Annotated in this window: 17 protein-coding genes; 1 reads left to right on the top strand and 16 read right to left on the bottom strand. The window is 63.7% G+C overall.

The annotated features are described in order from the left end of the window. Positions 1–13: 13 nt before the first annotated feature. The 5 genes from GTP45_RS27230 to flgB are packed head-to-tail and all read right to left on the bottom strand — an operon-like array spanning position 14 to position 3,516. Entirely contained in the window at positions 14–745 is a 732-nt protein-coding gene (locus GTP45_RS27230) for a flagellar basal body rod protein FlgF (protein WP_161016980.1), read from the bottom strand. A 14-nt stretch (positions 746–759) separates the two neighbouring features. After that, positions 760–2,022: a flagellar hook protein FlgE gene (locus GTP45_RS27225; RefSeq protein ID WP_161016979.1), complete on the bottom strand. Its 1,263-nt coding sequence runs from the start codon at positions 2,020–2,022 to the stop codon at positions 760–762. Positions 2,023–2,036: 14 nt separating this feature from the next. Beyond that, positions 2,037–2,714 carry a flagellar hook capping FlgD N-terminal domain-containing protein gene (locus GTP45_RS27220; RefSeq protein ID WP_161016978.1) on the bottom strand — a complete coding sequence of 226 codons (678 nt, stop codon included), beginning with the start codon at positions 2,712–2,714 and terminating at the stop codon, positions 2,037–2,039. Between the two features lie 3 nt (positions 2,715–2,717). Beyond that, positions 2,718–3,140: a flagellar basal body rod protein FlgC gene (flgC, locus tag GTP45_RS27215; protein ID WP_161016977.1), complete on the bottom strand. Its 423-nt coding sequence runs from the start codon at positions 3,138–3,140 to the stop codon at positions 2,718–2,720. A gap of 13 nt (positions 3,141–3,153) precedes the next feature. After that, positions 3,154–3,516 (bottom strand): flagellar basal body rod protein FlgB, encoded by a 363-nt coding sequence (gene flgB, locus GTP45_RS27210; protein ID WP_161016976.1) that lies wholly within the window; start codon positions 3,514–3,516, stop codon positions 3,154–3,156. A gap of 194 nt (positions 3,517–3,710) precedes the next feature. Between flgB and flgA the strand changes: the two genes are divergently transcribed. Then, positions 3,711–4,373, top strand: coding sequence for a flagellar basal body P-ring formation chaperone FlgA (gene flgA, locus GTP45_RS27205; RefSeq protein WP_371874529.1), 663 nt, complete (start codon positions 3,711–3,713; stop codon positions 4,371–4,373). Here flgA and GTP45_RS27200 read toward each other — a convergent pair. From GTP45_RS27200 to fliD, 11 genes are read right to left on the bottom strand one after another with little or no spacing between them, the layout of a single operon-like run. Beyond that, on the bottom strand, positions 4,354–5,124 hold the full coding sequence (locus GTP45_RS27200; protein WP_161016974.1) for a glucosaminidase domain-containing protein: 771 nt from the start codon (positions 5,122–5,124) through the stop codon (positions 4,354–4,356). The genes flgA and GTP45_RS27200 overlap by 20 nt on opposite strands. Beyond that, positions 5,111–5,548 carry a flagellar export chaperone FlgN gene (flgN, locus tag GTP45_RS27195; protein WP_371874528.1) on the bottom strand — a complete coding sequence of 146 codons (438 nt, stop codon included), beginning with the start codon at positions 5,546–5,548 and terminating at the stop codon, positions 5,111–5,113. The genes GTP45_RS27200 and flgN overlap by 14 nt, the downstream gene beginning before the upstream one ends. After that, on the bottom strand, positions 5,545–5,817 hold the full coding sequence (locus tag GTP45_RS27190; RefSeq protein ID WP_161016973.1) for a flagellar biosynthesis anti-sigma factor FlgM: 273 nt from the start codon (positions 5,815–5,817) through the stop codon (positions 5,545–5,547). Before GTP45_RS27190 ends, flgN begins: the two co-directional genes overlap by 4 nt. Before the next feature lie 38 nt (positions 5,818–5,855). Beyond that, positions 5,856–6,887, bottom strand: coding sequence for a flagellar motor protein MotB (locus GTP45_RS27185; RefSeq protein WP_161016972.1), 1,032 nt, complete (start codon positions 6,885–6,887; stop codon positions 5,856–5,858). After that, the gene (gene motA / locus GTP45_RS27180; protein WP_161016971.1) at positions 6,844–7,764 is read right to left on the bottom strand and encodes a flagellar motor stator protein MotA; all 921 of its coding nucleotides are present in this window, start codon (positions 7,762–7,764) and stop codon (positions 6,844–6,846) included. Before motA ends, GTP45_RS27185 begins: the two co-directional genes overlap by 44 nt. A 59-nt stretch (positions 7,765–7,823) precedes the next feature. Further along, positions 7,824–8,561 (bottom strand): FliA/WhiG family RNA polymerase sigma factor, encoded by a 738-nt coding sequence (locus GTP45_RS27175; RefSeq protein WP_161016970.1) that lies wholly within the window; start codon positions 8,559–8,561, stop codon positions 7,824–7,826. A gap of 32 nt (positions 8,562–8,593) precedes the next feature. After that, positions 8,594–9,088: a flagellar basal body-associated FliL family protein gene (locus tag GTP45_RS27170; protein WP_161016969.1), complete on the bottom strand. Its 495-nt coding sequence runs from the start codon at positions 9,086–9,088 to the stop codon at positions 8,594–8,596. 8 nt (positions 9,089–9,096) lie between these two features. Further along, positions 9,097–10,593, bottom strand: a complete 1,497-nt coding sequence (locus GTP45_RS27165; protein WP_161016968.1) for a flagellar hook-length control protein FliK — start codon at positions 10,591–10,593, stop codon at positions 9,097–9,099. After that, positions 10,590–10,907: a hypothetical protein gene (locus GTP45_RS27160; RefSeq protein ID WP_161016967.1), complete on the bottom strand. Its 318-nt coding sequence runs from the start codon at positions 10,905–10,907 to the stop codon at positions 10,590–10,592. The genes GTP45_RS27165 and GTP45_RS27160 overlap by 4 nt, the downstream gene beginning before the upstream one ends. Then, the gene (fliS, locus tag GTP45_RS27155; RefSeq protein WP_161016966.1) at positions 10,900–11,292 is read right to left on the bottom strand and encodes a flagellar export chaperone FliS; all 393 of its coding nucleotides are present in this window, start codon (positions 11,290–11,292) and stop codon (positions 10,900–10,902) included. The genes GTP45_RS27160 and fliS overlap by 8 nt, the downstream gene beginning before the upstream one ends. A 40-nt stretch (positions 11,293–11,332) precedes the next feature. Then, positions 11,333–12,751: a flagellar filament capping protein FliD gene (gene fliD, locus GTP45_RS27150; RefSeq protein ID WP_161016965.1), complete on the bottom strand. Its 1,419-nt coding sequence runs from the start codon at positions 12,749–12,751 to the stop codon at positions 11,333–11,335. Between the last annotated feature and the right edge of the window lie 49 nt (positions 12,752–12,800).

The raw sequence follows: 12,800 nt of genomic DNA, 5'->3' as shown, positions 1-12,800 counted from the left end.
TCGTGTTTGTGGATTAGCTGCCGCTAATCAGGCGGTTGCCGGCTTCGGTCATCGAATCGGTGGCCGAGAACAATTTCATCTGGATTTCAAAAGTGCGGTTCAGGCTCATCACCGACACCATTTCTTCAACGGCCGAGACATTGCTGCCTTCCAGGTGGCCGGGACGCAGCACCACGGTAGGATCGGTGGCCAGCGGATTGCCGTCGCGCGCCACCATCAAGCCTTGCTGGTTCTTGGTCAGCTCGGACGCTTCCGCTTTCACCAGGCGCAGCTTGTCGATCACCTGCATGGTGGTGGTGCCCGGCGCCTGGATCGAGATGGTGCCGTCGTTGCCGATGGCGATGTTGGTGTACTCGGGCAGGGTGATCGGGCCGCCTTCGCCCAGCACCACGTCGCCGTTGACGCGCAGGGTGCCGTTTTCATCGAGCACCATGGCGCCGGCGCGGGTGTAGGCCTCGCCGCCGCCCTGCGTTTGCACGGTCAGGAAGCCGTTGCCGGCCACTGCCACGTCCAGATCGCGGCCGGTGCTTTTCATGGCGCCCGGCTTGGTCGAGACCGAGTTGGCCTGCAACTGCGACATATGGCGGTCGTCGTAACCGTAGCCGTTGACCGATTGCGCGGCCGACTGCTCCATGTTGGCGCGGAAGCCGCCTGTGTCGATATTGGCCAGGTTGTTGGCGTGCACCTGTTGCCCGCGCAGAGCCCGTTCGGCTCCGCTCATGGCGGTGTAAATCAGCGCGTCCATGTGTCAGCGTGTCCTTAGATGGCTTGCATCAGCGATTGCAGCATGGTCGACTCGGTCTGAATCACTTTCGAGTTGGCCTGGTAGTTGCGCTGCGAAGTCATCAGGCCGACCAGTTCCGAGGTGATGTCGACGTTGGATTGCTCCAGGGTGGCAACGCTGAGCGAGCCGTTGACGCCGACGCCGGCGACGTCGGTGTTGGCCGGGCCGGAGCTGTTCGACTCCACCCAGCTGGTGTCGCTGATCTGGGTCAGGGCGCCTTCGTCGGCAAAGGTGGCCAGTACGATCTTGCCGATCGATTGCTTCTCGCCGTTGCTGTACTTGGCGATCACCGAGCCGTCGCTGCCCAGGTCGATGCCCTGGTAGGTGCCCGAGGCATAGCCGTCAGCGTTGTTGGTGGCGGTGGTGGCTTCGCCGGCGAAGTAGCTGGTGCCGGTGTAGTCGATGGTGACAGCGTTGCCCATCTTGGCGCCGCTGGTGAATTTCGGCCACAGCGTTGCGTCGGAGGTGTCGATTGCGCTCAGGTCGCCCAACGTCACCACGCCTTTGGCGACCAGCGGATCCGGCACCGTCATTTGGCCGGTGTTGGTGTCGAATTCCAGCGTGGTGTTGCCGGGAATCGGGTTGCCGTCCAGCGTGTAGTTGACTGCCACTTGGCCCGGCGCGGTGCTGCTGAAGTATTGGGTCAGACTGTGCTTGCCGCCGAGGGTGTCGTACATGGTCGTGGTCTTGGCCATGTTGTAGGTGCTTGGGTCTGGCGGCGTGGTTGGGGTCACCGTCGAGGCATCGTAGGTGGTGATCGACCAGTCGGACGACAGATTGCCGACGTAGTTGGCCTTCTGGCTGACCACGGCTGGAATCTGGCCGGTAGGGATTTTCAGGTCGCCTTCAGCGCCCAGCGTGGTGCTTGGCGGGGTCAGCGAGCGGCCTTGCACTTTGCGGCCCGAAGCGTCGGTCAGGTAGCCGTCTTCCGAAGCGTTGAAAATGCCGACGCGGGTGTATTGCAGGGTGTTGTCGCTGGCGCGCGTGACGAAGAAGCCGCGGCCGTTGATCGACGCGTCCTTGGTGTTGCCGGTGTTCAGGATGCCGCCGGCCAGGCCGATGCTCTGGGTGATCGAGCCGACCTTGACGCCGGTCTGCTGGTTGCCCGCCACCAGGGTCGAGAAGTTGGCGCGGCTCGACTTGTAACCGTAGGTGCCGGCGTTGGCGATATTGTGGCTGGTTACGTCCAGCGAATCGTTAATGGCCTGGATGCCAGACAATGCGATATCGAAACTCATGGTGGAGTCCTTCCTTAGAGAACAGATTGAGTGGCGGTCTTGCCGTTAAACGAAGTAATGGTGTCCGAGCCGGTGTCGCCGATGTTGGCGACGTTGAGCTGCACTGCGCCGGTCGACAGCAGGCGCACGTTGTTGAGACGGCCTTGAATCTCAACGCCCGGCACTTCCTTGCTGCTGGTCTCAATGGCGATGCTGTAGCTGCCTTCGTCCAGGCCGAGCTTGACCGGGTCGATGGTGAAGCTGACGGTGCCCGGCGCTTGCGTGCCCAGCTTGATCTCGTGGCGCGTGCCGTCAGCGCCGGTCAGCACCACGGTGGTGGCGGTGCTCGACGCGGCCAGCGTGGTCTGGCCGGTGATCTTGCTGTCGCTGCCGTCGATCTTGACGTTCTTGGTGCTGATCATCACGTCCGAGCCAACCTGGCCGCCGAGCGCCATCACTTGCAGGCTCGACAGCGCGCTGGCGCTGGCGGTGGTGATGCTGGTCAGGTTTTGCAGCGATTCGGTCTGCGACAGCTGGGTCAGCTGCTGGACGAATTGCGCCGGGTCGGTCGGCGACAGCGGATCCTGATTCTGGATCTGCGCCACCAGCAGCTTGGTGAACATATCCGAGGTTTCACTGGCGGTGTTGCCAATGATGCTGCTGTTGCCCGTGCTGGACGAGCTGCCGTTGTTGTTGAGGAGACTGACGGTCATGACTTAGCCTTCACCGAGTTTAAGGAGGGAGCTCTGCATCGAACGGATGCGGCCGAGCACTTCAACATTGGTCTCAAATGCGCGCGATGCCGACATCATGTCGGTCATCTCTGCCACTTGATTGACGTTAGGGTAGAACACCATGCCCTCGGCGTTGGCCATCGGGTTGCCGGGCTCGTAGACCTGGCGCAGCGGCTCGTCCGACTGCACCACGTCCAGCACCTGCACCTTGCCGCCAGCGCTGTTCATGCCGTCCGGGCTGTCGCTCATGACGGCGGCAAACACCGGCTTGCGGGCGCGGTAGGTATCGGCCTCGGTGCCGGCCACCGAATCGGCGTTGGCCAGGTTGGAAGCGATGGTATTCAGGCGTACCGACTGGGCCGCCATCGCCGAGCCGGCGATCTCTGAAATATTCTTGAAGGACATACTGGTTCCTGCCTTACTGGCCGCTGATGGCTTTCGCCAGGCCTTTGAGTTTCATGTTGACGAAGGTCAGGCTGGTGGCAAAGTCGGTGGCGTTCTGCGAGAACGCCGCCTGCTCGACGCCGATTTCCACGGTGTTGCCGTCGCGCGTAGGGTGGTAGGGGACGCGGTACATCAGGGCGCTGTCGCCGCCGTCACCGAGGTCGCCATTGCCGACCGCCTGCACATTGGCCAGCGTGGCGCTGAAATCCATGTCCTGCGCCTGGAAGCCGGGCGTGTTCTCGTTGGCGATATTGGCCGCCAGGATGCGGGTGCGCTCGGCGCGCAAGGCCAGCGCATCGGCGTGTACCCCAGCCGCCTCTTTGAAATTAATGCCCATACTGTTCCCCTGTGGTGACGTTGCAGTAAAACGCGTCGACATGAGTGGCGGCAACTACTAGCCGCCCTGTAGAATGACCTATCGCATCATAGTAGAGGCTATTGCTCATGTACAACAAATGTATTGTAACTGTTTCGGCTGGAATGTTGCTGTTTTGCATTCCATTTTCTTCGGTATTTTCTGCGCCAGCGCAAGTGGCAGCGGAACAGGTGCCGGGAATCGTCGAAGCAGCGGCACGCAGGCACATCGAGCGTTGGGCCGAGGCCGCCGGTTTGAGCGAGCCGCAATTGGGGGTAACGGTGGTGCCCGGCAGCAGGCCGCTGGCCGCATGCGGCCAAGCAGTGACGGTCACCGCAGCCGATACGCGCTTGCCGAGCCGCATGCGTTTCATTGCCGTCTGCAGCGGTGCGGCGGGCTGGCGATATGAGTTCATCGTGCGCGCGCAAGTGTCGGCGCGCATTGCTGTGATGGCAAGCGACTTGGCAGCAGGGAAAGTACTGGCAGATGAAGATGTGTTGCTGGAGCGCCACGACATCTCGGCCATCAGCGACAGCATCAGCGATCCGCAAGACGCCGTCGGCATGAGCGGCAAGCGCGCGCTGCGGGCCGGCGAAATTTTACGGAAAACCTTGCTCAGTTCGCCGACCCTGGTCAAGCGCGGCGAGCTGGTGCGCATCGTTGCGCGCCAGGAGCAAATCGAGGTCAGCATGGCAGGCGAGGCGCTCGATGCCGGCGCGCGCGGCGACACGGTGCGGGTGCGCAATGCAAATGGCACGGTGATCCGCGCCCGGGTGACTGGCGCGGCCACGGTGGAACCTGTCTCTGCGCCGATCACTGCTAGTCCCCCGTCGGAGTAAGGCCGGCCAGGCCGCCGCCGCGCTGCAATTGCGCGGCGATCTTGCCCAGCTTGTCTGCATAGTTGGGATCGGTGGCGTAGCCGGCCTTGGCCAGCGCACCGGCAAAGGCCTTGGCATCGCTGCCGCTGTTGAGCGCCGCCGCGTAGCGCGGATTGCTGGTCAGCAGGCTGGCGTAGTCGCGGAAGGCGCTGGCGGTGTCCGGGTAGCTGCGGAAGCGCTCGGTCTTGCGCAGCATGGCGCCGTGCTCGTACTCGGTAGTGCTGGCGACGGCCACTTCGCCTTGCCAGTTGCTGCCGGCCTTGACGCCGAACAGGTTGTTGGCGCTGGCGGCGCCGTTTTTCATCGGCTGCTTGCCCCAGCCCGATTCCAGCGCGGCGTGGGCGGCCACCAGTTCCGGCGACACGCCGAGCTTGCCGGCGGTTTCCTCGGCCCATGGCTTGATCGAGGCGAGGAATTGCTGCTGCATCTCGCTGTCGACGCCGTGTTCTTCTTCCTCGTGATTGACGCTGCGGTTGCGCAAGGCCATCGCTTGCAGGCTCATCGCTTGTGAGGTCGGCTGGGCGTTGCTGGCAAAGCCGCCGTCGCCCTTGGCGATGTAGGCGGCGACGTCGGCCTGCACCTGTTGAAACGCGTTGCTGAAGGCCCCGGTCGCGGCCATGCCGCCAGTAGCCGCGGTAGGGCGGCTGGCGGTGATATTCGATACGGTTGCGGCCGTCGGCGCAGTTGCCTGCGTCGCGCTAAGCTGGCGCATAAATTTGCTCCTCGCCATGCAGCACGCGCTGCATGATGCTGTATTGCTCTACCAGCAGGTCGGCATTACGCTTGCTCACGGCTTTGCACGTAATGACGGCCTGTTCCAGCGTGTTCCAGTCCGCTTCCATTCTCTCCCGTGCCGCATTTTTCAGCAAGGCAAAAGCCTGCAGCATGGTGCCTTGCGGGCCTACCAAGCGTTGTACCAGCGCCACGCGCAGCGCGCGGCGCTCTTGCATGGTGTCGACCAGGGTGGAAATCGCCTCCGCCACCGGCCCCAGTTCGGCGGCTTTGTGGCGCAGGGCGGCTTGGAATTGCTGCTCGAGCAGCGCTTGCAATTGAGGATAGGCTTGCAAATCTTCTGCAATCCCGGCCAGCAGCAGACGCATGGCGTCCTGGCGCGGGAGGTTGTTGCTAACAATCACTGCTCGCTCCCGTGGAAGCGCTGGATCAGGCCGGCTAGCTTGCCCGGATCAAACGGCAGCTCGCCCTTGGCCAGCGCGTTGCGCAGCAGGTCGACTTTTTCCTGGTCAATTTCCGGCAGCTCGCGCATCGCTTGCAGCGCCGGTTGCAACACCGCCGATTGCAGCGGCGCCGGGGCAGGGGCGTGCACCGCCTCGGCGCCGTCCACCGGGGCGCTATCGGCCACGCGCTGGACGGCCATCCCGTCCGGGGTCGAAGTCGTGATTCTCATACGTGTGCCTCGTGTTGGCTTGGTTTCCATACGAACTCTTATTTGTTACGGCGCGGATCACGCAGCGGGCTATCGCCGCCGAGCTTGCTGCGCAGCTGTTGCAGCAGCGTGGCGTCGGGCAGGGCGGTATTGACGTCGTGGATCAGCGGGTCACTGCTGTCCGGCATGCCAAACATGGTAGCAATGGTCTTGGCTTGCGCGGTGGTCAGGATCAGTAATTCTATGCGGCGGTTGATGCCGGCGTCGACACGCTTGGTATCGAGCGGCGCGCGGTCGGCCATGCCCACCACTTGCAGCACCGATTCGCGGTTCATGCCGCCGGCCAGCAGCTGCGAGCGGGCCGACATGGCGCGGTTGGCCGACAGCGTCCAGTTGGAAAACGCCGCGTAGCTGGTATCGGCGTATTGCAGCGAGTCGGTGTGGCCGACGATCAGCATCTGGTTTTCCATTTTCTGGAACAGCGGGCCCATCTTGCGCAGCAGGGCGCGGAACTTGTCGGTCGGCACCGCGCTGCCGCGCACGAACATGCCCTGGCGGTCGGTATCGTGCAGCATCACGCGCAGGCCGTAGGGCGTCACCACGGACTCGAGATTGCTCGACAGGCCGGCCTCGGCGCTCATCTTGGTCAGCACCTTGGCCAGCTGGGTCAGATCGTCCGGGGTGTCGTACTTGACCTTGGACGATGGCTCGGCCGGCGTGTCGGTGGTGTCGGCCGCGGCCTTTTGCTTGCCCTCGGCTTCCGAGCTGCCGAAGTGCGGCATCGGGAAGCGGTCGATCAGGCTGCCGCGCGGGCCGCCGACCTGCTCCGGCATCACGCCTTTGCCCTGGTCGGTCTTGGCGCCGTCGGCCTCGGTCAGGATTTGTTCCAGCGACTCGGTATTCCGCGCCGCCATCAGCCACAGCACCAGGAACAAGCACATCAGCGCCAGACAAAAGTCGGCGAACGCTACCTTCCAGGCGCCGCCGTGGTCGTCGTGCTTGTGCTTGCCGCCACCGCGCTTGACGATGGTCTGGTCATGCGCCTTGTCATGCGGCTTTAGCACCACGGCCTCCACGACGCGAACTATCATCGGCAGGCGCGCTGTCGCGGCCTTCCAGATCGTTGATCCAGCGCTCCAGCTGGGCAAAGCTCGGCTTGATGTTGAGCGCCACCAGGCGGCGGCCGGCGTCAATTGCCAGCAGCGGCGGTTTGCCGGCCACATGGGTGACCAGCACCACTTTCACGGTTTCCTTGTTCGAGGCTTCGGCGTTGATCAGCTGTTTCATCATATTGCACAGCGGGTCGATCAGGCCGTAGCAGAAGAAAATACCGATAAAGGTACCGACCATCGCCGCGCCGACGTGCTCGGCGATCTCGCCCGAGGTCGCGCCTTCGTTCACGGTGTTCATGGTAATCACGATGCCGAGCACCGCCGCCAGAATACCGAAGCCCGGCATCGCCTCGCCGATCTTGCCCAGCGACTTGGCCGGCTGTTCCAGCTCGGTGTGGATGGCTTCCAGTTCCTGCTCCAGCACGCCTTCGAGCTCGTGCGCGTTGATCTTGCCCATCGCCATCAGGCGGAAGTTGTCGACGATGAAGGCCAGCAGTTTCGGCTCTTCCAGCACGCGCGGATAGCGCTGGAACAGCGGGCTGTCTTTCGGCGCTTCGACGTGGGCGTCCAGCGCTTTCAGGCCGCCGGCCGCCAGTTGCAGCAGCTCGTACATCAGCAGCAGCAACTGGCGCTGGAATTCCGAGTCGTATTTTTTCTTGGTGATGATCTTTTTAATCTGCGTCATCATCTCCTTGAGCACGTGGCTAGGATTACCAATGACGAGCGCGCCCATGCCGGCGCCGGCGATCACGATCAGCTCGATCGGCTGCCAAATCTGATGGAATGCGCCGCCCATCATGAAGAAGCCGCCGAAGACGCTGCCTAAAACTATGAGGAGACCGACTATTTGCTGCATGATGATTCGCCTTTCCGCGTCATTTTTCTAATCCCTAGCCACAAAGCGCCACGCCCAGCTCAGGCGTTTTGCAGTACTGCCTTCATTTTGTTCAGCGCCGCCTTGTTCAGCTGACAGACGCGGGCGTCAGTCAAGTCCAGCACGGCGGCGATTTCCTTGTAGCTCAGCTCGAACTCGTAGTACATCTGCACCACGCGCTGTTCGCGCTCGTCCAGGCCGCGCAAGGCTTGCTCCAGGCTGCGCCGCACCACCAGCTGGTCTTCCGGGCTCGGTGCGCTGTCGTTGCTCACGCTTTCCTGCAGGATTTCGTCGAAGCTGGCGATCAGCTCGGCGTTTTCATCCATCAGGTAAGCCTGGTAGCCCTCGGGTGTCAGTTCCAGCGCTTCCATGATCTCGTGCTCGCTCGGTTCGCGGCCCAGTTTCCGGGTCAGGGCGCGCACGCCGTCGCGCAGCTTGTGGCTTTGCTGGCGCACCGCCCGCGGCCGCCAGTCCTGGCGGCGCAATTCGTCCAGGATCGCGCCGCGGATGCGCAAGCTGGCGTAGCTGCCGAAGGCGCCATCCGGCTCGCCGTAGCGGCGCAGCGCTTCGAGCAGCCCCATCAGGCCGATCTGTTCCATATCGTCGCGGTCGATGGCGCCGGCGATTTGCGAATTGAGCTGGCGCACAATGCGCTTGACCAGCGGCGCATATGCCAGCAGATGCTTTTGCTCGTCGGCTACGCTGTGCACGTGCGTCGATACGCCGTGTTCGCTGTAGCTTTCAGCATAAGCGTCTGCAAATTCCTCTACATATCCCATGCCCGCTCCACTTGTGTTCATGCTGCTGCGGCCTACTCGACAATGAGCTTGCCTATCATGACTTCGTCAAACGGCTTCTCGCGGCCTTCTTCCTCAAACTCATGGTCGAAAGCCTTGTTCAATTCTGCGGCAAACTGGTCGATGGTCATCACGCGCGCGCTGGCCATCGGCAGGTTGGACAGGGTCTTCACCGCCACGCTGCGCAGCATCGGCAGGTTTTCCTTGGTTTCCTTCTCGCGCTTGGCGTCGGTAGCGACCACCAGGTCGGCCGACAGGTAGTGCGTCACCGTATCGTTGGGTTCGTGCTTGAGCATCACCACCACCTTGTCCACCGTCAGGTACTTGGGCGGCAGCTCCGATTTCTTTTCTTCCTTCTTGGCCGGTTTCTTCTTGGCGTCCTTGCCATCCTTGGTTTCGGCGGCGTGCTCGTCGCCTCCCTTGGAGGACATGAACCAGACGGCGCCGCCGGCAACCGCCGCGCCGACCACGGCAACCGCAACTAAAGCGATGATGACTTTTTTATTCATTGTGCGAGTTACTCCCCGGTCATGGCAAAGGTGGCGGTGCTGTCGTCTTCATTCAGGGCGCGGCCCGGCGTGCGGCCGTCGTCCTGGTTGCGCTGCTGGCCTCGACCACCCTGGCCGCCCTGGTCGGCTTGCGCCTGGGCGCGCGACGACGACACGGTCACGGCCACGTCGCTGAATTGGCGGTTCGACAAATCCTGGCGCACGCTGTCGCCGATGGTGTTCAGCTGGCGCAGCACTTCGCTGTTGTTGGCCGACAGGTTCACTTGCAGCGCGCCGGCGCTGTGGCGGATCGAGATTTCGATGCTGCCCATATTCGGCGGTTCGAGGCGGATCACCGCGTGTTCGTTATTGCGCTGCAGCTGCAGTTGCAAGCGGTCGCCCAGCGCTTCGCGCAATGGCTGCTGCCATTGTTCCGGCGCGCCGGCCAGGGTTACGGTGCTGCCGCCGCTGGCGGCAGGCGCCGTGGCGGTGGCGCCGGCACTGGCGGCGCTGGTGGTCACGGTGGTGCTGTTGAGCGAGAAGCCGCGCTCGTCGCCGCTGCTGGCGGCCGCTGCCACGGTGGCGGTGTTGGCGGTAGTCGTGGCCGGCGCGGTGCTGGCGGTGTCGGCAGGACGGGTAACCACGCGCACGCCGTTGACCCACGACTCCTTGACCGGCGTGCTCAGCACGGCCGAAGCCAGCGGCACGGCGTCGGCATCGGTGCTTGGCGCTGCAGCGGTGTCGCTGCCGGCATCGACAGGTGCGTCGCGTTCAGGCTGGCGCGCGGCTGCAGCAGCCAGCACGCTGGTGTTGGCCTGGGTGTAGACCGACTGCGCGGCGGCGGCCGGCACGGCGCTGGCTTGCGCGGCAGCGGTAGCGGCGGCATCGTCGGCCGGTTGCGCGGCAGGCGTCACCGCCACGCTGGCGGCGGACAGGTTGAGGCGGGTAGCGCTGCTGCTCAGGTTGGCCGTGGCGCTGATCGCTTCGACGTTGGCGGCTTCGCCACCGGCGTCGGCGACCGGCGCGGTTGGCGCCGGGGTTGCCACGTTCAGCAGCGAGGTCACCATGGCCGGCAACACGCTGCCGGCGGCGGCGCTGCCGGAACCGGTGCTGTCGTCGCCATCGGTTTTCACGGTGGTGTCCGCACTGTCGTCGCTGGCAGCCACATCGGCCAGGTTCAGCAACTGCGAGAACAAAGGCGCTACTACCGGAGCGGCATCGGCGGCTGCCTGGGCGGCGGCTTGGGCCGCAGCATCGGCGGCGCCGGCATTGCGGGCGTCCGGCTGGTTGGCGGCCGGCGCGGCTGGACGGCCGGCGCTGGCTTGCGGATTCTGGGGGGCTGGCGCCGGCTTGGACTGGGCCTGGCTGGCGCTGCTGTCACTCTTGCTGTCGGCATTCGACTTGCCGGACGTAGCCGTGCTCTTGCCGCCATTGCCGGTCACCGTGTTATTGGCGGCCACCGGGGCGGTCAGTTCGGCTTGGGCGGCTTTGGCCGCTGCCGTTGCGCTGGAGAGTGTCGTGGTCATGCTTGGATTCCGCTTTCTGCTAATTCGCTTTCGAGGGCATAAGCCAGCCAGCCCTCTTTGTTTGCCTGCATTTCTTGCAACCGTTTGCCCAGTTCCCCGGTGGCGCGGTCGCAGCGCTTGACTGCTTCGTTGTGCATCTGGCGCAGGGCGGAGAGGGCGGCCCATTCGCCGCTGCTCCACTTGCCCTGTGCTGCCATCTGCGGCAATACGGTTCCCATTAACGTGTTAATCGCCGCCAGCGTTTTCCAGTCTTCGGAAGCGATGGCGGCGCTCATTTTCTGCGCCATTTGCAGCAAAGTGCGTTGCCTATCCATTGGTTTTCGCCTGCACGCCCAGCCATCCTTTTTTGATCGTGGTCAGTAGGGTGGTGACCTCGTCGATGATGCCCGGATCGAGGCTGACACCGGCCGTGTACAAGCGGCCGGCGCAATATTCATACAGGCGGCCGAGGTTTTCCACCACCTCGCCGCCGTTGTCGAAGTCCAGCGAGCTCGACAGGCCATTGATGATGTCGGTGCACTTGTTCAGGCTCTTGGCCTTGAGTTCGTAGCGCTTGCCGACGATGTGGCCGCGCGCGCGCGCCAGCTCTTCCAATAGGCCGTCGGTGAGCACCAGCACCAGCTCAATCGGCGAGGCCCGGGCGACCTGGGCGTCGAGATTGGTGGAGTGGTAACTGCTATAGGCTTCGTGGTTCAACATGGTATTCACCGTACGGGTCTAAAAAATGTCGTGGTTCGCGTTAGCTGCTGCTGTCCGACGAGAACAGCGCCGTGAACATATTCGAAGTCGAGGTCATCGACGATTGCAACTGCTGCAGCGCGGTAAATTGCGCCAGGTAACGCTTGTAGGCGTTGTCGAACTGGTTTTGCAGGGAGGCCTGGCGGTCGTCAATGTCGGCCTTCTCGCGGGCCGCAGTGTCGCGGCGGGCGGAGATGTAGCCGCCGGCCGAGCTGGTCCAGGCGGTGGTCAGCTTGTTCATCGCGCCCAGCACGCCGCTGTCGACGCCGATACCGGCACGGCCGAACAGGCTGTCGAGCGCGCCCGGATTGTTGGCCACGGTACGTTCGAGCAGTTCCGTTTTCAGGCTCAGGGTGCCGTCCTTGCCGGCGGTGATGCCGAAGTTAATCAGCGACACGCCGCCAGTGGCAGCGCGCAGCGCCGAGTTCAAGCGCTCGCGCAGGTTGAGCACGCCGGCATCGTTGTGCAGGCCGGCATCGGCGCTGGTCGGGCTGGTGTCGGTGCTTGAGGTCGGCGTGTGGTCGCCGGCCGCAGTGACGGTGTTGAACGCCGCCAGCAGGGTATTGTAGGCGGTGACGAAGCTTTGCACGTTGGCGGCGGTGCCCTTGGTGTCGGCGCCCACGGTCATGGTGACCGGCGCCGCGCCCACGGCCTGGGCCTGGGTGACGGTAAAGCTGACGTCGTCGACGATCTTGAAGGTATTCGAGGCTTGCTCGACGGCTTCGCCGTTGGCGTCGCCAACGCGCACGATGGCATTGCTGGCGGCGCGCACCACGCTCTGGCTGGACAAGCTAGCCTGCAGGCCGGCATCGCCGAGGCCGGAGACATCGATCGAGGCGACTGCGTTGTCGGCGCCGGTCTTGGCCGAGGTCAGCAGCAGCTTGGTCTGGCCATTGACCGTCATGGTGGAAGCGGTCACGCGCGAGCCGTTGTTGGCGGCCGAATTGATGGCCGCGGCCACTTCCTTGGCGCTGAGTACGCCGTCCATATTGTTGTCGGCATTGGCCAGGTCGACCTGGAAGGTGGAGCCGTCGGCCAGCACCACATTCATGGCGCCGGCGTTGGTGGCCACGCTGTCATTGACGTTATACGACACCTGGCCGGCGGTGGCCAGTTGCTGGACGTAGAACGAGTAGGTGCCCGGCACCGCCTTGGCAGTAGCGGTGGCGGTGGCCACGGCGGTATTGCTGAAGGTGGCGCTGGTGGCTTGCACCGAGGTAGTGCTGTTGACCAGCGACGACAGCGTGCCCTGGAAGGCGCTCAGGGCTGCACTCAGGGTGCTCAGAGCCGAGGTGGTCGCGGTGTTCTTGGTCAGCTTGCCATCCAGGATGGCCTTGGTGCCGGCCACGTACTCGTTGGCCAGGCCCTCCGAATAGGACTTTGGATCGTAAGTTGGGCTGGTAATGACGGATGATGCCATGATCGTGCTCCTGGAAAGGATAAGTGAAGTGTACCCTGATATAAGGCGA

It is taken from the genome of Duganella rivi, from assembly GCF_009857435.1.
GTDB classification, from domain to species: Bacteria; Pseudomonadota; Gammaproteobacteria; order Burkholderiales; family Burkholderiaceae_D; genus Rugamonas; species Rugamonas rivi.
The sequence above is the reverse complement of the archived record's forward strand: the minus strand, read 5'-3'. Positions and strand labels throughout refer to the sequence as shown.

Excerpts from the sequence above, each read along its gene's own strand:
- GTP45_RS27200 (WP_161016974.1), bottom strand. The coding sequence starts at position 5,124 with ATGCGCCAGCTTAGCGCGACGCAGGCAACTGCGCCGACGGCCGCAACC.
- GTP45_RS27160 (WP_161016967.1), bottom strand. The coding sequence starts at position 10,907 with ATGGATAGGCAACGCACTTTGCTGCAAATGGCGCAGAAAATGAGCGCC.
- GTP45_RS27220 (WP_161016978.1), bottom strand. The coding sequence starts at position 2,714 with ATGACCGTCAGTCTCCTCAACAACAACGGCAGCTCGTCCAGCACGGGC.
- GTP45_RS27170 (WP_161016969.1), bottom strand. The coding sequence starts at position 9,088 with ATGAATAAAAAAGTCATCATCGCTTTAGTTGCGGTTGCCGTGGTCGGC.
- GTP45_RS27185 (WP_161016972.1), bottom strand. The coding sequence starts at position 6,887 with ATGATAGTTCGCGTCGTGGAGGCCGTGGTGCTAAAGCCGCATGACAAG.
- GTP45_RS27165 (WP_161016968.1), bottom strand. The coding sequence starts at position 10,593 with ATGACCACGACACTCTCCAGCGCAACGGCAGCGGCCAAAGCCGCCCAA.
- flgB (WP_161016976.1), bottom strand. The coding sequence starts at position 3,516 with ATGGGCATTAATTTCAAAGAGGCGGCTGGGGTACACGCCGATGCGCTG.
- motA (WP_161016971.1), bottom strand. The coding sequence starts at position 7,764 with ATGCAGCAAATAGTCGGTCTCCTCATAGTTTTAGGCAGCGTCTTCGGC.
- GTP45_RS27175 (WP_161016970.1), bottom strand. The coding sequence starts at position 8,561 with ATGGGATATGTAGAGGAATTTGCAGACGCTTATGCTGAAAGCTACAGC.
- fliD (WP_161016965.1), bottom strand. The coding sequence starts at position 12,751 with ATGGCATCATCCGTCATTACCAGCCCAACTTACGATCCAAAGTCCTAT.
- flgC (WP_161016977.1), bottom strand. The coding sequence starts at position 3,140 with ATGTCCTTCAAGAATATTTCAGAGATCGCCGGCTCGGCGATGGCGGCC.
- GTP45_RS27190 (WP_161016973.1), bottom strand. The coding sequence starts at position 5,817 with ATGAGAATCACGACTTCGACCCCGGACGGGATGGCCGTCCAGCGCGTG.
- fliS (WP_161016966.1), bottom strand. The coding sequence starts at position 11,292 with ATGTTGAACCACGAAGCCTATAGCAGTTACCACTCCACCAATCTCGAC.
- GTP45_RS27225 (WP_161016979.1), bottom strand. The coding sequence starts at position 2,022 with ATGAGTTTCGATATCGCATTGTCTGGCATCCAGGCCATTAACGATTCG.
- GTP45_RS27230 (WP_161016980.1), bottom strand. The coding sequence starts at position 745 with ATGGACGCGCTGATTTACACCGCCATGAGCGGAGCCGAACGGGCTCTG.